The organism is Leptospira idonii, assembly GCF_004770995.1.
In the GTDB taxonomy this organism is placed as follows: Bacteria; Spirochaetota; Leptospiria; order Leptospirales; family Leptospiraceae; genus Leptospira_A; species Leptospira_A idonii.
The window spans coordinates 94986-112816 of sequence record NZ_RQHW01000016.1; the positions used below are offsets into that span (position 1 = coordinate 94986).

Annotated in this window: 16 protein-coding genes and 1 tRNA gene; 4 read left to right on the forward strand and 13 right to left on the reverse strand. The window is 42.5% G+C overall.

Translation table 11 applies throughout. The features are described 5' to 3' along the window. Positions 1 to 4: 4 nt before the first annotated feature. A complete protein-coding gene (locus tag EHS15_RS05255) occupies positions 5 to 1513 on the reverse strand; it encodes an ATP-binding cassette domain-containing protein (protein WP_135759502.1) in 1509 nt (502 codons plus the stop codon). 171 nt (positions 1514 to 1684) lie between these two features. Continuing rightward, on the reverse strand, positions 1685 to 4450 hold the full coding sequence (locus tag EHS15_RS05260) for a hypothetical protein (protein WP_135759503.1): 2766 nt from the start codon (positions 4448 to 4450) through the stop codon (positions 1685 to 1687). A gap of 399 nt (positions 4451 to 4849) precedes the next feature. On the opposite strand from EHS15_RS05260, the gene EHS15_RS05265 reads away from it, so the two are divergent. Together EHS15_RS05265 and EHS15_RS05270 are read left to right on the forward strand one after the other, a co-directional pair. After that, positions 4850 to 5254: a PaaI family thioesterase gene (locus EHS15_RS05265; protein WP_135759610.1), complete on the forward strand. Its 405-nt coding sequence runs from the start codon at positions 4850 to 4852 to the stop codon at positions 5252 to 5254. A gap of 9 nt (positions 5255 to 5263) precedes the next feature. Beyond that, positions 5264 to 5350 (forward strand) — tRNA-Leu (locus tag EHS15_RS05270). 27 nt (positions 5351 to 5377) lie between these two features. On the opposite strand, the gene EHS15_RS05275 is transcribed toward EHS15_RS05270, so the two are convergent. From EHS15_RS05275 to EHS15_RS05305, 7 genes are all read right to left on the reverse strand, one after another. Beyond that, positions 5378 to 6142 (reverse strand): hypothetical protein, encoded by a 765-nt coding sequence (locus tag EHS15_RS05275; RefSeq protein ID WP_135759504.1) that lies wholly within the window; start codon positions 6140 to 6142, stop codon positions 5378 to 5380. After that, on the reverse strand, positions 6139 to 7467 hold the full coding sequence (locus tag EHS15_RS05280) for an N-acetylmuramoyl-L-alanine amidase (RefSeq protein WP_246051904.1): 1329 nt from the start codon (positions 7465 to 7467) through the stop codon (positions 6139 to 6141). Before EHS15_RS05280 ends, EHS15_RS05275 begins: the two co-directional genes overlap by 4 nt. Positions 7468 to 7512: 45 nt before the next feature. After that, positions 7513 to 8262, reverse strand: coding sequence for a hypothetical protein (locus EHS15_RS05285; RefSeq protein WP_135759506.1), 750 nt, complete (start codon positions 8260 to 8262; stop codon positions 7513 to 7515). Between the two features lie 67 nt (positions 8263 to 8329). Further along, a complete protein-coding gene (locus EHS15_RS05290) occupies positions 8330 to 8983 on the reverse strand; it encodes an O-methyltransferase (RefSeq protein WP_135759507.1) in 654 nt (217 codons plus the stop codon). Between the two features lie 4 nt (positions 8984 to 8987). Then, on the reverse strand, positions 8988 to 9827 hold the full coding sequence (locus EHS15_RS05295) for an MBL fold metallo-hydrolase (protein ID WP_135759508.1): 840 nt from the start codon (positions 9825 to 9827) through the stop codon (positions 8988 to 8990). Then, on the reverse strand, positions 9828 to 11249 hold the full coding sequence (locus EHS15_RS05300) for a M16 family metallopeptidase (RefSeq protein ID WP_135759509.1): 1422 nt from the start codon (positions 11247 to 11249) through the stop codon (positions 9828 to 9830). A gap of 1 nt (position 11250) precedes the next feature. Next, complete coding sequence (locus tag EHS15_RS05305) at positions 11251 to 12798, reverse strand: M16 family metallopeptidase (RefSeq protein WP_135759510.1); 1548 nt, start codon at positions 12796 to 12798, stop codon at positions 11251 to 11253. 24 nt (positions 12799 to 12822) lie between these two features. Here EHS15_RS05305 and EHS15_RS05310 point away from each other — a divergent pair, with 24 nt between their 5' ends. After that, the gene (locus EHS15_RS05310) at positions 12823 to 13515 is read left to right on the forward strand and encodes a hypothetical protein (protein WP_135759511.1); all 693 of its coding nucleotides are present in this window, start codon (positions 12823 to 12825) and stop codon (positions 13513 to 13515) included. Next, entirely contained in the window at positions 13512 to 13976 is a 465-nt protein-coding gene (locus EHS15_RS05315) for a lipoprotein (protein WP_135759512.1), read from the forward strand. Before EHS15_RS05310 ends, EHS15_RS05315 begins: the two co-directional genes overlap by 4 nt. A 1-nt stretch (position 13977) precedes the next feature. Here the strand turns inward: EHS15_RS05315 and mpl17 are convergent, their stop codons facing one another. From mpl17 to EHS15_RS05335, 4 genes are all read right to left on the reverse strand, one after another. Next, entirely contained in the window at positions 13978 to 14394 is a 417-nt protein-coding gene (mpl17, locus tag EHS15_RS05320) for a cell surface protein MPL17 (RefSeq protein ID WP_135759513.1), read from the reverse strand. Positions 14395 to 14405: 11 nt separating this feature from the next. Next, complete coding sequence (locus EHS15_RS05325) at positions 14406 to 15563, reverse strand: site-specific DNA-methyltransferase (protein WP_135759514.1); 1158 nt, start codon at positions 15561 to 15563, stop codon at positions 14406 to 14408. Between the two features lie 79 nt (positions 15564 to 15642). Then, positions 15643 to 16617, reverse strand: coding sequence for an RluA family pseudouridine synthase (locus EHS15_RS05330; RefSeq protein WP_246051905.1), 975 nt, complete (start codon positions 16615 to 16617; stop codon positions 15643 to 15645). After that, positions 16618 to 17829 (reverse strand): PilZ domain-containing protein, encoded by a 1212-nt coding sequence (locus EHS15_RS05335; RefSeq protein WP_135759515.1) that lies wholly within the window; start codon positions 17827 to 17829, stop codon positions 16618 to 16620. Between the last annotated feature and the right edge of the window lie 2 nt (positions 17830 to 17831).

A 17831-nucleotide genomic window follows, 5' to 3' on the forward strand; every position in this document is an offset into this window, starting at 1 on the left:
CTAATTAGATTTTGTCTAGATATTTTTGGGTGAGAAAAAAGTTTTCCAAGCCCCACTCTTCCTGTGCTAACGATTCCCAAAACCTTCTGTCGTGACTGACCAAAACCAAAGCGGAAGGCAAAACTGCCAAAGAAGATTCCAAGGCTTCCAAAGATTTGATGTCCAAATGATTCGTAGGTTCATCTAACAAAAGAATTTCGGGCTGAGACTCCAGATGAACGGATAAAAAAAGTTTTTTCCATTCTCCCGGACTAAAACTTTCCGATTCGGAAAAACGTTTCGGATCGCTGCCCAAACGATGGATCCCTGAAAGTATCTTCGCCTTCTTATCGGGAGAGAAATTACGAAACTCTTGTTGCATACTCTCCAAATCTTCCTTAGAAAATTCCTGAGGAAGATACAGATAAGGAATTCCTTTTCTTTCCATCTCCTTCACTAAAAATCCCATCAAAGTGGATTTGCCGGATCCGTTTTTTCCTGTGATCGCGATCCTGGAACCGGGAAGAATCGAAAGATGAGATTCCGATCGCAAAGTTAAAAAGCCGAAATTCATTTTCTCTTCTTCCCATAAAAACAAATTCGATCTTCTGGAAACGTTTGTTCGCCAAACAATACCAAGGTTTTCTTTCTCGGGAAGTTTTGAAAAAATTTCTTTCTCCTTCCGTTCCGAATGTTCTTTTCTGGCATCCAATTGATTTTTCAATCTGCCTGCCTGCCCGTCTTTTCCTGTCACTCTTGCCAGATTTTTGCGGTATCTTCCATCGTGATCGTGAGGATCCAAACCTTTTTTGGATCTATGTTTATGGGAAAGGTTTGCCTCCTCTCTTCTACGGCTGATCTCCGCTTCCAGTCTTTTTCTTTCTTTACGAATCTCTTCCCAATCCTTTACCCTTTCTTCTCTTTCCCTTTCCATTTCGGATCTTCCTTGGGAAAAATTTCCCGGCCTTTGGGAATAAAAATTCTTCTCCAAAAACACGCAGGAAGAGACAACCTCATCTAACAGATATCTGTCGTGACTGATCAGAATCCCAACTCCCTGATAAAATCGAATCGCATTCAAAATCAGGCGAATGCTCTCTTCATCCAAATGGTTCGTAGGTTCGTCTAGGATCAGAACTTCCGAATCTTCCGAGAGAGCCATAGAGAGAAGAATCCTTCTTCTTTCTCCGAAGCTCAAATGATGATAATCTTCCGGCTGCCGGATTTTAATTTTCAGAAGGTTCTTCCACTTCCCCGTTTCCTTGGAATCGTCGTAGATGAAATTTTCCAGGTCTTCTTCGGAAACGGAAGTGTCTTGAGACACATAACGGACATTCGTATTTCCTTGGATGATTCCCGAAGAAGGAAAGATCTCGCCTGAGATGATTTTAGCGAGTGTGGACTTACCGCTTCCGTTTTTACCTACGATTCCTGTCCAACCGGACGCAAAATGCAGATTTAGATCTTCGAATAAAGATTCCGAAGAAGACTCGTAAATAAAATTTAAACTTTGAATGGATATATGATCGGACATAGACGCCTCCTGAATTTCGAAAAGGAAATAGGTAAGCAAGTCTCGTCCTAAAGAAAGGAGTGAGAGCAGTTAAGAATTTTGGATTTTGCTTACCTATTGGTGGCGCCGCAATCTCATCGGATGAATACCTCTTAGAATGAATGATGTTATACGAAAGGATTTTGTCAAGGACTAACCGCCCTTGGCCATAAGGAATTTTTCCATAAATTCGGTGATGTCTCTGATGTTACGATTGATCATCTTACGAAGTTCGGGAGGAATATTTTGCGATTTGATGACTCGATAATAGTTCAAGGCATTCTTCAGCATCTTACGGCGGGCGAATTCCTGAGCCTTCATCAACATAGGTTTGTATTTGAAATAAGAATACTCCATAATGGAATAGTTCTTCGACAAACGAAAAGCATGCGGAATTTTTCCGAAATCATAAGTCAAAGTAAGGAAAGGAGCATCGTCCGCCTCGGGAGGTTTGAGTTCCAAAACCCCGTGGATGATTTTTTCAGGTTCTTCCTCTACCTTATTTGCCATCTCCTCCGGAGTGTCAGGAGCTTCAGGAATCTCTCCCAAGTTTCCATCTACGATTTCGATTTCGGGAGGTTCGGTATCCAATTCCGGTTCTTCCGGAGCGAGAATGTCTTCCTCTTCTTCCTTAACCTTTCTATCTCGGTACACTTCGTCCGCATCCGGAAGACCGATTTTGATCTCTTCCGGCTGAGATCTCCCCATAAGTTCCACTTGAATCGGTTCATCCGTTTCGATGACAGTTTCCGATTTCGCTTTAGCAGGATCGATTGCATCCGGTAAACCGATCTTAGGTGCAGCAGTGATGGGAGTTTCTTCCGTTTCGGAAGGAGAAGGAAGATGTACCTCTTTTTTCAGGGCATCGTTCGTTTTATCGAACCATTCGGAATCTTCGTCCGAGGAAATCCATTCTTCCTCTTTAGGAGGTTCTTCTTCTTTGTCCTGTTTGAGATTAAGACCTTCAGGAAGATCCAATCTTTGAGGAAGAGCGGGAAAATAAGGTCTCAGTAAATCATTGAGAGAAGAAGGAGTGATCTTCTGTGCCTTTTTAGCATCAGACTCTAACTTTTGTAAGGCCTTATCTTTGAGATAGTTTTCTCTTTCCTTAAAACGATCTCCTTTTCTACGATCCACTCCGGAACGTCTGTCCTTACGACCCGCCTTATTTTCTCTTCTGTCCGGGCTGACCCTTCTTTCTTTCCCGGAACGCCTGTCCACGAGAGGAAGATCCCGGAACTGTTTCCATTCTGTGGAGAAAAAAGTATCTTCAGGAAGATCCAATTCGGAAACATCTTTCGATTGAACTGCTTCCGTTGCTTGCCCCAAAGCAGCGGCTCCCGAAGCAGCTTGGTTCAGTGCATCCGAAAGCCCCTGTAAATCCGCCTGAATTTGCTCTGGGTTCGGAAGGTAAAACGGCCCAACAATCCCGGAAGCACCTCCACCCTGCATCGGAGGCATAAAAGTAGGAGCGCCCGTAGGAGGAGCCATCAAACCTTGGTTCAATGATTTTAAAAGATTTTCATAATTTTCTTTCTGAGCCTTTCCATCCGCTCCCGAATAACCTGGAATCGGCGGAGCATCTTTCAAAAACTGGTAGATCAAAGGATGTAAAAAATCCGCACCGACTGCGCCCGGAGGAGGCAGAGAAGAAGGATAGGAGCCAGGTGTCCCGCTTCCTCCGGGTGAATCAAAGTTTTTTATTTCCGCTTGTTCTGGTCTTTGAGGGGTCTCCTGAGCAGCCTGCACTCCCGAATCGGAAGGAGGTATGGGATAAGAAGGGGGAGGAAAAGATCCTCCTTGAGAAGGAAAACGGCCGGGAGGGGCACTCGGTAAACCACCGCTTGGTGGAGAAAAGTTCTCAGGAAGAGGAGAAGTAGCACCGCCGGCACCACCTCCGCTGCCTGCGTATTGAATGGCCTTTGCGATGGATTCAGCGAAGATTTCGGAGACCTGTTTCATTGCGGAAACAAAATCCTGCAGGCCTGCATCGTTTAAATCTTTGGAACCCTGAGAAGAAGGATCATCACCTGATGCAGAGGCGCCGTCTATTTTTCTTTTTTGTCTTTTGGGATCGGTAACATTCGAATCGGATTGTTTTCCGGGAAGATCTTTTTCCGGTTCGTAAGCGGAACCGGATCCTTGGTCTTCCATATACTCTTCCAGATCCTGAATGTTTTTCTGAATCTTGTTTTTGATTTCCTGATCGGGAATGCGTTCTCCCGTCCGCAGAAAAATTTCGATCGCCTCTTCTACGTTATTTTTCTCCATCAATGCTTCCGCATTTAACAAAGGTCTGCGATGAAACGAATACTTGGAATTCTTGGAAATGATATCGTCTACGGAAAAAGAAACTTCCGGTTTCTCTTTTTTAGGTCTTAGATTTTGAACGGGGAGATCAGGAGAAGAAAAATCGTCATCTTCCTCATCTCCAAAATCTCCCAAAGGAATATCTTCCAAGGATTGAGGAAGCTGTTGGTTTTGTTTCCCTGCACCGCCTCCTCGATTTCTTCCTCTCGGATTTTTGGAAGGAACACCGCCGCTTCCACCCGGCGTAGTACCTCCTCCTCCGCCGCCTCCGGATCCTGGCATAGGAAGCCCTTCGTCATCTCTGGAAGCCCAATCCTCTAACGCAGGTAAGCCGCCCTCGGGAAGATTCGGCTCTGCTCCTTTGGATGCGGAATGAGGAGTTTGAAAAGGAACTTCTTTCCCTCTTCCTCCCCACTTCGGAGGAGGAAGGCTCGGATCTTCTCCGCCTCCCTCGAAAGGTTCCTCCGAATCTTTCCGATTGCGTCTTCTTCTGCGGTTGTTACCACCACCTTCACTTCCCCCGGATCCGGAAGAAGGAGACTTGAGTACATTGTACAATCCGGCGCCGGCGCCAGAAAGTCCAAGTAGCATCATAAGAGTGGTGATCATTCTAAAAAATAAGCCTTATTATCTATTTTCGAGGAGTAAGACCTCGAAATTGAGCCATCGATTAGACGACTTCGAAAAATCCGAAAATCTTTTCCTACTAAATTCAGTGGGGCGCCATTTCCGGCTCTCCGCTCCAATAAACGAAACAGCCTCTCTTGCACAGCGAAACCTATTTCTCTCGGTGACGTAGGCAGGGATGCCGGAGTTTGGAAGTAGATACAGGAAGTTTCGCTGCCGAGAGCGGGAAAGATGTTTCGTTTGATTTCCGCTGCGATCCGGGGCGCAGCAAAAACGAACAAATTGTGGTATCTACCCCGTTTTTCTCGTCTCAGAGCAACCCTAGGGGATTTGGCATGTTTTGTGCTTGACACCAGACTTTTTCTTGCATGTTATGGTGGCATGAAATCCGTTGCCAAAAAAAATCTAAGCTTTGCCTCAAGTCCAGACAATGCAGACGGGTTGCAGCTCAAAATCACCTTCGATGAAGATACAAAAACAGCATTCGGTGATTATACCTGCCCCGACAAATACCAAGGACAACCGGATCAAATCCACCCTGGCATCATCTCCACCATTTTGGACGAGATCATGATGAAGATCAATGAAGCGATGAATTTCGAAACCACTACCGGTGAATTGACCATTCGTTTTTTACAACCGGCCAAAGTGAACGAGCCTCTCCACCTTCGCGGTTGGTTCGTAAAGAAGAACAAAAAAATCATCGAAAATCGTGCTGAAATAGAAAATGAGATCGGCAAAATAGTGGCCCGCGGAAAAGGTAAATATATCGAAGCAGAAGACTAAAGCTAATTCGCCGATGTGGTGGAATTGGTAGACGCAGTGGATTCAAAATCCACCGATGGCAACATCATGCCGGTTCGATTCCGGCCATCGGTACCATGTAACTTTTTTTAAGTGATATTCGTGTTAGCTTTTAGATTTTCTCTTTGCCTCTAGAAAAAATTCCCTTTCTACTTCATCGATCGCCTCAATCACTAGAAACATCTCTTGTTTTGAAAGCCGATCGAAAATAAATCTCCCCTTCTTTAAAATCTGAATCCCTAAATCGATTCCTCTTTTGTCTGTTTCCGTATAAAGATTCTCTTTCGTTTCCATTTTACGAAGTATATCATCCATGATGAGAATGATCTTATTCACCAAAACCTCATCCGTGAAAGTGTGAAAGAGTTTGCCTATATCCGCACGAAATGCATCCGCATCTTTCTGAGGAATTCTTCCCAATATCTTCGTAAAACTTTCATTAGATGAAATTGCCAAAGAAGGATTTTCTTCCGAATTCACTTCTCGGATCAATATTTCTTCGAAGGAATGAGCAGTAACATAGGAATGAAGTGCAGCCAAACCCGCTTTAAGAGCCAAAGGGAAATGCCTTCCGAAACGGAAAATCGATGCGGCGATATTTCCCAAAATCCCCCAAACTTTCGCAGGATGATGAACAAAACCGGCTAACGCTTGAAAGGCTGAGTCCAATTTCAGTCTTTCTTCGTATTTCGGATACAAAAACTCTGTAAAAAAACCGATGAGTAGATCGATCGTTTCCCTTTTGATGGAAGAATATTTAGGAAAACGGGAAAGGGATTCTGCCGAATAACGTTCCTTCAATGAATTTTGATAGGCTTCGATCACCTTAGGAAAAATAGGATCAGATAATATGGATTTTTTCTCGTTCAAGGAGAAGTTACCTCACTGAAATAATTCTCATATCTTTCCCAGTTGATTTTTTTGCCTTTGGGAACAACAGGCATTTTTTTAGGTTTTCTCATTTCCATACCACTAAACAAGGAATAGATGCCCACCGCCAAAGAAATGGCGACCTCTTTTCTGTTTTCAGTAAGATACTTCATGTCTCTGGAACGATTGATGTATCCTATTTCTAAAAAAGCGCAAATCGCATTCGTGTAAGTAGGAAGACTGTAAGTGGAAATATAAGGTTTTTGAATGGGCCCCACTTCAGGATAATTTCCGTTTTTATCCTTCAATTGTTCCCTAAGTCCGAATTGAACAAAACGCATCAGTTCCCTGGAAGCGTAATAATTATCTCCTCCGAAACCTTCCCGTCCCCCTTCTCTACGCCAGGTTTCTTTTTTTCCTTTCTCTCTTTCCCAAAAAGCACCTTCTGCGGAAAATCCGGAATGGGTTTTGGAATAAGGGCCTTTACCGCCTGCTTTCGCTTTATTTTCCCAATTCTTATCGTCGGCATACTTCCATGTAACCATGTTTTGGCGGTATCCTTCAAACTTATCCAGATCCGCCTTTTTACCCGACTTATCGGACCAGTATCCATGAAAATAAATCCAAGCATCCGCCACCGCATTTTCCAGTTTGCTCCAATTGGCTACGAAAACCATCCAATCCGACCAAGGAGAGGAAAGAAAAGATTTTGGCTTTTTTTTATCTTCCGAAATGGACTTTAAGAGATGGAAGGTTTTATATCCGGGAGTGAGGACGGCTGCCATTCCTCCCTTTTGTCCCTTCCCCGCAGGATTCAAATGTAAGGATAAAACCAAATGAGGTTTTTGTTCATTGATGAAAGAAAGTCTCCCTTTTCGACGAACTCCTGTTTTAGGATCAGGAAAATCATACAAACGATAGGCGGCATTCGGATCTTCCGAAGAAGGATCGTTTTCATAATTCGAATTTCTGGTCAAAACCGATTTCAAAACCACTCTGGGAAACGACTTTTCATTGGAAAAATTCTTCAGATGGCGGGAAAATTGAACCCAACCTTCCTCGGTTTCCGTAAGTTTCAAGACGGAATGAACTTCTTGAGCAAGTTTGAGAACGACTTCCCTTTCCGTTAAAGAACCCGACTCGGTTCCTTGTTTGTATTTTTCCAGAAAGGTCTGAGTGAGAGAATCGTATTTATCTCCATGCACGCCTACAGGTTCTTTGGCGACTCCTCCGTGACCCGGATCGACTACGATTTGATAGGTGGGAACGGAAAAAAGATGGGTGGAAAGGAAAAAAGAAAAAAGGATATAAAGTTTACGGTTCAATGGAGAGTGAATGCCGAAGGAAGTCCCTTCGGCAGAAATTTATTTTTAGTTCGCTGCTGCAGCGGCACCTGCATGAATCAAATTACGATTGTCGCTTAGATCTTTCGCATATTTATCGGAGATCCCTTTTTTATCAGCTTCCGCATCTTTCAAGTCGACTAGGATTCTGATTCCGTAATCTTTTGCGATTCTGAAATGAACGATGGAATCGTAGTATCTTCTGCCTCGGATCATATCCGTCGCCATGGACAATTGATAGTATGCAATTTTCAATTTATGTTGGCTCTCAGGAATGCTGTGGTAAGCGATTGCGGAACCACCTTCTTTGGAATCACTCACCAATTGTTTCTCTTCCTGGGCAGAAATCGCATCCGCACATTCAGCAAGTAGAGTTTGTGTTTTGGTATCGTATGCTTTAGAGAATTTGGAAAGAAGATCATTCAAGTCTTTGTCCACTTGCACCATCGCTTTTCCGGAAACGACATAGGCACGTCTGTAGTAATAACGAAGAGCTGCTTGGTAGTCTTTTTTGATTTTTTCAAGACCCGCTTTGGATTCGGGAACATCCTCCCCGAAGTTGGAGGAAATGATGGTGAGCATTCTAAGTCCGCTAACGATACGATCACGATAGGACTCTGAAATAAGTTGATAGTTTCTTCTTTCTAAATTGGAACCTTGGTCGAGTTTATCGATTTCGTCGTGAGGTTCTTTGCCCTTATCGGAAGCACCCGATTCCTGTGCCCACAAAGATGTGATTGTAAAAAACACCAAAAACAGAAGTGAAATTTTTTTCATAAGGGGAAACTGTCTCCTAAAACATCAAACTAGGTATCTCAGATAAACAAAGTCTGACTACTATTTTTTATGGTTTTTCTATTAAGAGAAGCCCGTCCCCTACCGGATACAGAGTGTAATTCATTCCTGAAGATTTTACCTTTTCCCAAAGGGATCGAACGGCCAAGTCGGAGGGTTTGGAAAATTCTTTCACAGCCACTCTTCCGTGCCAAAGCACGTTATCGAAAAGAATACGGGCACCTGGTTTCGATTTGGCGCTCAAAAGATCCCAAAGTTCGGGATAAGTCACCTTATCGCAGTCCACAAAAAACAGATCCGCATTCTCCCATTGGGAGATATTCTCGTACATATAGTCCAAAACCCAAGCTGTTACCCGCCTAATCGGAATTTGCCTGTTCGGATACATTTTGGAAAAATAAAAATCGAGTAAAGAAGACTGTTCTCCGTTTCGATCCAGACTGATGATCTCGGCCTCAGGCCATCCTTCATAGAGCCAAAGAGTGGAATAACCGATGGCAGTTCCCAATTCCCAAATCTGTTGCGGCCGAATGAATCGAGCCAGTTCGGAAAGAACTTTTCCGGAAGCCGCGGAAACGATTGGAACCGACTTTTCTTTGGCAAATGCTTCCATTTCCAAAAAAATAGGATTCGGTCTGGAAACAAAATTCTCTTCGATATAAGTTTCCAATCCTTCTATAAAATTACTGGGTCTGGGTTTCATAAAACTAAGGTTTAACGGGAATAAAAAGATGGATTCTGTCTTTTAAGGAATCAGGGATTTTTTTATCTACGATCTCTATCAGTTCCTTGTATCGATAACGTTTGGAAGCATGGATCAAAACGATAGATTCGTTTTCGAAAGCATCCGCATTTTGTACGATTTCATCCAAATGAGTGTGCCCCCATTCTCTGGCACGTTCGACTCCTCTTTTGTCGCAATAATAAGTGCATTCCATAAAAAGGATCTGACTCTTTCTTACATCGTCGTTTTCCAAAACATATTCTATTTTACTATCGCCCGAAAAAGAAACGAGAGGAGTTTGGATCTCCGTAGTGGGATCTGCGTTTTTTTCCTTCATCTCTCTGATTTCCGTTTGGCTCAAATGAGAGAATTCTTTTTTCAATTTTTTTCTGGATTCGAAAATCGTATAACCTTGAGAAGGAACTCTATGAAAAGAAGGAAGCGGCTTAAAAAAGAAGCCCGGTTTCAAATCGACTCTTTCTCCCCATTCCACACCTTGCAAATGATAGTCGTAATCGAAGTCTTCCATAACGGAATAGAGTTTTAAGATTTGTCTTAGATTTTCTTCGATCGCCTTCGGAACGAAAATGCGGGGAGGAGGAAGTTGTCTTAAACTTCTTTGAGACACATAATAAGGAATCCCTGCGGAGTGATCCAAATGAGCATGAGTCAGAAGGAGATTCCCTATATTGATTTTGTCGGGATTTACCGCACCGAAATCGAATAGAAGATCCAAGGAAGGGAATGCGATAGAAGTGCGGATCCCTCCTTCCGAAATTCCTTCGAATTTCCAACCTTTGTGTTCGAAATGAGCAATCGCCATTTAAGGGAGAATCTCTTCCGGCTGTACCAATCGAAAACTTCCACCTAACTGAGACTGAAGCGATTTAGGTCCCACAATCACTACCAGCATATCACTAGAGGAAAAATATTTTTTTCCGACCCTTCTCAAATCTTCCAAACTTACTTTGTCTATATTTTCCCTGAATTTAAGGAGATAGTCTTTCGGCATTTTATGATCCCTGAATCTCAACTCGTTTGTCAGAGTTTTGCGGGAATCTTCGAATAAAAAAACGAATTGGTTGTTGATGGCGACCTTCGCTCGGGTCAGCTCTTCTTCTTTCAAGGAGTCGATGAGTTTCGGCTCTATAAGTTCCTTCATCAAACTCAGAACTTCAGGAACGGACTCAGTTTTCGTCATCGCAAAAAAATTAATGGTTCCGTAATCCGCCTGAAAGTCGGCAGAACTTCCCGCAGAATAAGCGAGTCCCCGGTTGTTTCGGATTTCTCTCATATAATATGAGTTAAATCCACCGCCTCCGATGATATAATTCAAAACTTGGATCGCATAAAAATCCGGATCGTTGTGTTTAGGAATCACTCCTGTCATGTACACGAAGGATTGAGCGACTTCCTTTTCCACCAAGATGTTCTTCTGTTTGGAATTTTTGATATTTTCCGCCAAAAGTTCGGAAGTGATTTCCTCGGAAGTTTTCTGTCCGGAGCTTTCGTAGTTTTTCCACCGAGAAAGATAAGACTTCCAAGTTTGAAGATTCGCATCTCCCGTAAGCAGTAGAATTTTTTTCTTTTCGGAAAGGATCTCTTTCTGCAGAGAAAGAAGGTCTTCTTCTCGGATCTGTTCCAAAGAAGAAATTTGAGAAGTAGATCCGTAAATCGTATTTTTATATAATGCTTCCTTCGCCTTTCTACCTCCCAACTGAGTGGGATTGTCGTTTCTTCTTTTGATTTCGTCGGTGATCCTTCCTCTCATGGTTGAGATGACTTCCGAATTCAGATTCGGCTCTTCCCAAAAAGATTTTAAAAGTGAAAAAATCCTTTCCTCGTCCTTCTTCAAATAACTGAGATGTATGGATGTTTTATCGTAATCGATCGCCAAGGAGAAACCTGCACCTAACTTTTCAAACTCCTGAAGGAAGGAATCTTTGGGATAGGTTTTGGAACCGGAGAACTCCCAGCTATCTTCCAATAGGCGGACTATTTCTACGGGACGTTTTCCCAAATTTTTCCTTCCGTGATAGATATGAAAATCGGCATAGACGATCGGGAACTCAGGATTAGATAAAAACTGAATTTCAGTTCCGTTCTCCAAAACTTCCTTTTGTATTTCGGGGAAATGAACAACCAAAGGAGAAAGTTTGATATTTTTCACAAAGTCTCCCATTTCCCTGGCAAAGAGAACGGAAGAGACAAAACACATAACTAGTATTAAATATATCTTTTTCATTTTATTTTCCGGCTTTTCTCGAGTCTTCCAAGACTCCTATCACTACTCTGTCTTTAGAAAGATATTTTTTTACGATATCCTGAATCTCTTTCGAATCCACGGATTGGATGGTTTCGTACTGTTTGAATATATGATTCCAATTGCCGTATAACAATTCATAATAACTTAAAAGATCCGCAATCGTTGCGTTATCATCCATGGTTTTCAAAAAGTCTGCGATCATCTGATTTTTGACCTTTTCCAACTCTTCCTTAGAAACCCCGTTCTCTTCGATTTTTTTCAATTCTTCCCAAATCGAATTTTCAATTCCGGAAAGATCCGCATTCCCGCCGGGTTTGACGAAAAGCGTGAAAAAATTCGCATATCTCTCTCCAGGATACCCGTTGGCAGAGCCGACGGAGGTTGCCGATTTATCTCCCAAAACCAATCTTTGGTTGAGTCTGGCACCGGCCCCCGTAGTGAGAAGGTTGGATAATACATCAAAACCTGCATTGTCCCGATGAGGATAAGCGGGTTTCAACCACCCTAACATCATCTGAGGGCTGGAAGGATGAAGCACCTTCACTCTTTTTTCACCTAAGTATTGTTTCTCTTCGATCTTATAAGGAGAACGATCTTTTCCTTTTTTCAGATCGGAAAAATACTTACGGACGATTCTTTCCGTTTCGTCGAAATTCTGTTCTCCTACGATCGCAATTACCATTCTATTGGGAGTATAGTTTTCTTTGAAAAATTTCTTAGTTTCGTCGATTTTCAAAAAAGGAAGTCCTGTCGCATAACCTATAACAGGTTTTCTATACGGATGACTTTCGAATGCTACAGAGAAAAATCTTTCTCTCAAAACCCCCGACCCGCTGTCTTCGGTTCTCATTCTTCTCTCTTCTATGACTACGTCTCTTTCCGTATAATATTCCCTTAAGATGGGATCTCTCAAACGATCGGATTCCAATTTCGCCCAAATCTCCAAACGATTGGAAGGAAGCTGAATTTGGTAGTTGGTAACGTCTTGTGAGGTATAAGCGTTGAATCCTACTTCGCCGTTCTGCTCATATATATAAGAATCTTCGTTTTTTATAATAAATTGATCTTGTAGCTGAATCAGATTTTTCAGCCTTTTGTCCAGTTTGGAAATTTCGGAAGATAAAGAATCGGGAACCTTACGCCCACTCTCAGTAAAATTTCTTTCTTCCAGTCTTAGATTGTCCAGTTTGGTTCCCCAAACTTCGATTTGTTCCTGGTATTTTTCCTCTTTTTTAAAATCGGAAGTGCCTACATCCTTCGTCCCCTTAAAGAGCATGTGTTCCAGTAGATGGGCTGTCCCGGCTTGCTCCGGAGTTTCATCCACGGCACCTACTTTGAATTTGATGTAAAGAGCCAAGGTAGGAGAATTGCCTCTCTTCATCAGAATCATGGTCAGACCGTTGTCTAGACGAACCTTACGAATTTTCTCTTGAAAGAGTTTCTCGGATTTGGGAAAAAATTGATCGTCTGCCGAAAGAGCCGAAAGGGAAAACAAAATGATCAGGAAAAAGGGTCGTATTTTGAACATCTTCTACTATCTTGAGACTAGAAAATGAATCGTAAACTTCTAATTTTACCCTTTCTACTCTCCTGTTCTTCTTTCCAACCGGCAGACCCCCTTCTTGTGGAACATGCCCTTCAGAACGAAACAGACAACGGATTTATTTCCAGAGAGTTTTTTCAGATCAAAGTAGAAGTGCCTTATTCTTCCCTAGAAACTTCCGGAAAAGAAAGAAGGGAAAATTGCAAACAGAAAGCTCTCATTCTTCGGGAAGAACTGTCCATCCCCTATCTTCTGCAAGCGCATCGGGATAAGTATCGATTCGGAACAGGGATCGAAGAATACCAATACACTTCTTTGGGAAAACAACGTTCCGATCGAAAGGCCCAGGAAGCCAGCCAAGCCCTAAATTCCAATCCTGCAGCAGCCATTACCTCGGGCACAGCTCCCCAAACCGCTACAAATAGTACGGGAACGACCGCATCAGGTACCACAAACACCGGCCAAAACCAACAACAAAAGGATGGAAGCGGTGCCCTTGTTCCTTCGAGTGAGGGAAGCCGTCCTTATGTACAAAATTTTATTTGGTTCTTCGATACCTTGACTCTTTACAAAGAAGATTACACGGACAGAACAAAATGTGCTTTCCTATTTCGAAATATTCAAGAGAAACTATATACTAAGGTTGAGTCGACTCCCTTGCCCGAGAAGGCTTATCTAATTCCAATGAGAGAACCATTATGAACCATTTCGTTCCGACTCAAATACTAACTTTGTTGGCGCTGTCTGCAGGATTAACAGCTGTTTTTAATTGTAAATCCGCTCCTGCCAAAGAAGAAAAAATCGTGCAAGAAACAATTGTTACTACGGAGAAACCGGAAGAGTCCCCTGCGGTTTTGGAATTTACGAAAGCGAAAGAAGGTTTCATCACAGACTCCCTTTTCCAAGTAGCCATCTCTAGCGTTCTTCCCGATGCGGAAGGAAGAATTTTGGAAGCAAAATCCATTGCGGAACAAAAATCGCTCAATCTACTGAAAACTTACGCTCCCGCCAATATCTCGGAAAAGAGCAAAAAAGAATTAAGAGATATTTCCAAAGAAGGCAAGCTGGTAGATAAAAACATCTCCCTCGGGGGAAGATATTTTTTTCTCTACCAAATCAATAAGAGGGATTTAAAACGACTGGTAACGACTCAATTAGAGTAAGTTAGTCGACTATCTGTATCTTCCGGGATACCTTTCCGGGGATACAGATATTTTTCTTAAAATCGCAGTAAAACAATTTCGCACTGATTTCCAAATCCCCTTTTCCTTTCAACTGAAGACTCAGAGGTTTTACATATTCGTAATACTCCGCCTTTTTAGGATGAACGGGACCGCTTAAATTCAAATCAGCTTTTTCTACTTTCAATCCTCCCGAACCGGATACCAAAACCCGATGAGGAGCATCTTTTTGAAATCCATAGTTAGGTGGTAGTTCCAGATCCAAAGAGTAATTGTTTCCTTCTTTTTTCTTTACCTTCAAAACGATGGGAGGATCCGCGCCGTCCGGAGAAGCAAAAGAGACTCCTACCGCAAAAAACAACGCGGATAAAATCAAAAATAAGGATAAAATTCGTTTCATACTCTTTAGACCTAATTCGCTTTGCGAAGTACTACGCAACGGTTCGAATTTGTTCCTTTTTCGTTATTGGAAACTTGCCAGCAATTGGAAAGTTTCGTAAACGTTTGGGTGTGAATATAGGTTTTTGACCAGACAAGTCCCGTTCCCTGCGCCATATTCACTACGTCTTCATCCAAATTCAGAATCTCTTTTCCTTTCTTCACCTCTCCTACTTCCATCACCATATAGGCCCCTTTTTTCAGGACACGGGAAGATTCTTTCAGAGTGGAACGAATGAAGTGATTCCAATCCTGGAGATTGCTGAAGATGCTGAGTTTTCTTTCTGAGTTTTTGGAAATATCCAAAAACCAATGGCGCAACCAATTGTCCGCCTCATAGTCCACTTTATCCAAAAAAGGAGGAGAAGTTACGATGAGATCCACGGATTCGGAAGCGATGTTCGGAACAGAATTGGCGGAAGACAAACTATAGATATTCTCTTTGGAAAATTCATGATAAAAAGGAGGCATCGCAACGGACATGTCTCTTTTCATCTTCTGAATGATTCTTGGTTTTACTTCCCGGTATTCAGGAGATTGGTTTCTTTTGATGTTATTTTTTCTTTGTGCTTCCGAAGGAATGGACACTTGAGGAAAGGTATAAACGGAGAAAAAACCGGTGCTGTGGCCATGTAACCTGGACAATGCGATCAGGCCGATGAATTTCATTTCAGGAGAATCATCTTCCTGCATGTATTTTTTTAAGTTTTTGATCTCATTCAAAGTTTTAGGGTGAAAAAAAGGAAGCAGCAGATGATCCCCTTCTTCTTCCGGATTTTCCGTAGACAGATCCAAGGATTCCACTTTCGCAATCAATCGTTCCAAACCGGGAACATTTTGTCTGGCGCTCGCCAAAAATAAAGAAAGCGGATGAATATCGTTGTGTATTGCGACATGTCCTTCTATATTTGCCTGAATCGCTGTCGTTCCTCTGCCACCGAACGGATCATAAACGACACTTTTCTTTTTTTTAAGAAATTCATTCATGAAAAAAGAAGGCAATTCGGGTTTAAACGAAGCTCTATAACTTACTGTATGATGGATCGGGTGACCTTGTCTTTGTTTTGCGGTCCAGAATTCTCCGTAGAGAAACTTATCCGATTCCTTTAATAATCTTTCTGCTCCTGCCATCCGTTGCAAAAGTCTCCTTTCTATGTATAAAAAGGATCGGTACAATCGGAAAAACAGACCGGATGTTTTTTAAATTATGTTAAGTGACATATTTTGAATCGAAAAAAGGAAAAAAGGGACATAAATCTTTTGCCAAAGAAGAAACGAATTCCATCCGTTTCTGGGTATTCGGATCGGTAAAGGAAACGGAAAAGGCATGAAGGCACTGACGATGATGCCCTAATTCAACGTTCAATCTGTCCGCATCACCGTTCTGAATGAAATCCAAAAATGCGGACTCTCTTTTGCCATATAATTTGTCTCCTACGAGGGGAAATCCGTTCCCTAAGAGACTCGCTCGGATCTGATGGATTCTGCCAGTGACAGGCTTCGCTAAAACAAGGGATATATTCTTCTCAGAATCGTAAAGTAGAGGAGAAAAATCTGTGCGGCAGGGTTTGGAATCCTCAAAAGGATGTTCGGAATATTTCTGTTTTTTACGGACGGAAGCTTCCTTGTCTTTCCCGATAAAACCTTCACAGACCTTTTCACCGGAAAATGCGCCGTAAACCAAAGCCAGATATTTTTTCTCCACCTCTCTGGCTTCCCATAAAGTTTGGAGTTTCCCTCTCATATCCTTGGTTTTTGCAAAAACGATCACTCCCGAAGTTTCCCGATCCAGTCGGTGGACAGGAAAACAAGTTCCCTCCCCTCTCTCTTTTTCCAGAAAGGTGAGTAAGGTTCTGGTTCTGTATCTTCCCGCAGGATGCACCGGCAGATTGGCAGGTTTGTCTACGATGAGATATTCGTCGGACTCAAATAACAAAGAATAGTCGGAATTCACTTCAGGCTCTTTGATTTTTTCCGCAAAAGGAAGGTATTCAATGCGGTCTCCCACACTCAATGGGAAAGTTTGATCTTCCCTGTTTCCGTTGACGGTCACTCTTCCTGCAAGAATGAGCTCTGACCATTCTTCCCTGCTGTGATAAGGAAAACGTTGAAATAAATATTCGCCCAGATGCACCTTCGGGAAAAGAGAAGGCACAAAACTAGCGTAAGGTTGTCCAGGTTTCACTTATTGGGAAGGTTCTTCTGTTTCGGCAAACGGATCAATCGGATCGGTATCGGGAGCAGATTCCTCCGCTTGCGCTTCCACGAGTGTTTCCTCTTCCTTAGGCTCGCCGGATTCGGACTCCTCTTCGGAAACAGGAACAGGAACTTCATCCTGAGCAGGCTTGCCGATCGCCAGAAATTTATCCATAGTGTCGATATCGGATTGATTCAAGTTATAGAACTGGCAGCCGACCCTGTAGTTGGTTTCCTGGTTGCGGATGTTTTTGATGATTCCTCTATAAGTTCCTTTCAATTCCGAATTGAAGACGATGTCGAAAAGAATGGTTCCTCCCATCGTAACGCTTCTACTGAAAGAGCGGGTAGGAGAATGCAAAAAGCTGATCCCTCCGGGGCTTAAGTCCATCACCTGACAAGTATCTCTCGATTCTTGGAAAACTCCTGTGCTGATGATGTCTCTTGCGACTGCATTGGCAAACACCTGAAGTTGATTGAAGGTTTCAAGTTCCAAAGGAGTTTCGGAAAGCACCTGAACATAACCTAAATGAGTATAACCTTTGTATTTGATGGGAGCGCAAATTTCGGAAATGTATTTATCTTCAATTTTAGAAGATTCGAATATACGGAGATATTCGTCGAAAGGAAAATACATGGGATTCGCACTGGATTTATTTTTTCGATCCGTAATGAAAATGGATTTTTCATAATGATGCATCAATCGCAGACGGTTGTCCATCCTTCCCGCAAAAAAGATAGAAGACTGAGGATACGCTTTCGTCAGTTTTGCTCTGTAAGCAAGAAGAATGGCATCTACCTTTTTATCGTCGAAGCCGATCGCTTTGGAAACGTCGTTCACGTTGATGATATTGGAAACTTTCAGAACAGCGCTGGAACCGTTGGAAAGTTCCACCCTGTTTCCTTCCCTTGTCGCAGCCATGATTGAAATTTTAGCGGGAGCCAAAATTTCGATTCCGTTTCCATCTCCTCCCGCGAGTAAAAAATGAGCTTGAAACTTGCTTCCGTTGTGAATTACGGAAAGTAATCGAACCTTGTCCTGAAACTTAAGAGCAGTATTGATGATAAGAGCTTTGTTTTTTAAGGCGATGATTTTGACGGGAACTTCTTTCCCTTCAAATTGGATCGTCACAGGCAGCTTTCCGAAGAGAGCCGTAATGACCTTTAAGACGCCTTCCGAATCGTTTATTTCTTTATCCATGT

What these genes read in the sequence shown, in the direction of transcription:
- EHS15_RS05255 (WP_135759502.1), bottom strand. Translation starts at nt 1,513, where the DNA reads ATGTCCGATCATATATCCATTCAAAGTTTAAATTTTATTTACGAGTCT.
- EHS15_RS05260 (WP_135759503.1), bottom strand. Translation starts at nt 4,450, where the DNA reads ATGATCACCACTCTTATGATGCTACTTGGACTTTCTGGCGCCGGCGCC.
- EHS15_RS05265 (WP_135759610.1), top strand. Translation starts at nt 4,850, where the DNA reads ATGAAATCCGTTGCCAAAAAAAATCTAAGCTTTGCCTCAAGTCCAGAC.
- EHS15_RS05285 (WP_135759506.1), bottom strand. Translation starts at nt 8,262, where the DNA reads ATGAAAAAAATTTCACTTCTGTTTTTGGTGTTTTTTACAATCACATCT.
- EHS15_RS05290 (WP_135759507.1), bottom strand. Translation starts at nt 8,983, where the DNA reads ATGAAACCCAGACCCAGTAATTTTATAGAAGGATTGGAAACTTATATC.
- EHS15_RS05295 (WP_135759508.1), bottom strand. Translation starts at nt 9,827, where the DNA reads ATGGCGATTGCTCATTTCGAACACAAAGGTTGGAAATTCGAAGGAATT.
- EHS15_RS05300 (WP_135759509.1), bottom strand. Translation starts at nt 11,249, where the DNA reads ATGAAAAAGATATATTTAATACTAGTTATGTGTTTTGTCTCTTCCGTT.
- EHS15_RS05305 (WP_135759510.1), bottom strand. Translation starts at nt 12,798, where the DNA reads ATGTTCAAAATACGACCCTTTTTCCTGATCATTTTGTTTTCCCTTTCG.
- EHS15_RS05310 (WP_135759511.1), top strand. Translation starts at nt 12,823, where the DNA reads ATGAATCGTAAACTTCTAATTTTACCCTTTCTACTCTCCTGTTCTTCT.
- EHS15_RS05315 (WP_135759512.1), top strand. Translation starts at nt 13,512, where the DNA reads ATGAACCATTTCGTTCCGACTCAAATACTAACTTTGTTGGCGCTGTCT.
- mpl17 (WP_135759513.1), bottom strand. Translation starts at nt 14,394, where the DNA reads ATGAAACGAATTTTATCCTTATTTTTGATTTTATCCGCGTTGTTTTTT.
- EHS15_RS05325 (WP_135759514.1), bottom strand. Translation starts at nt 15,563, where the DNA reads ATGGCAGGAGCAGAAAGATTATTAAAGGAATCGGATAAGTTTCTCTAC.
- EHS15_RS05335 (WP_135759515.1), bottom strand. Translation starts at nt 17,829, where the DNA reads ATGGATAAAGAAATAAACGATTCGGAAGGCGTCTTAAAGGTCATTACG.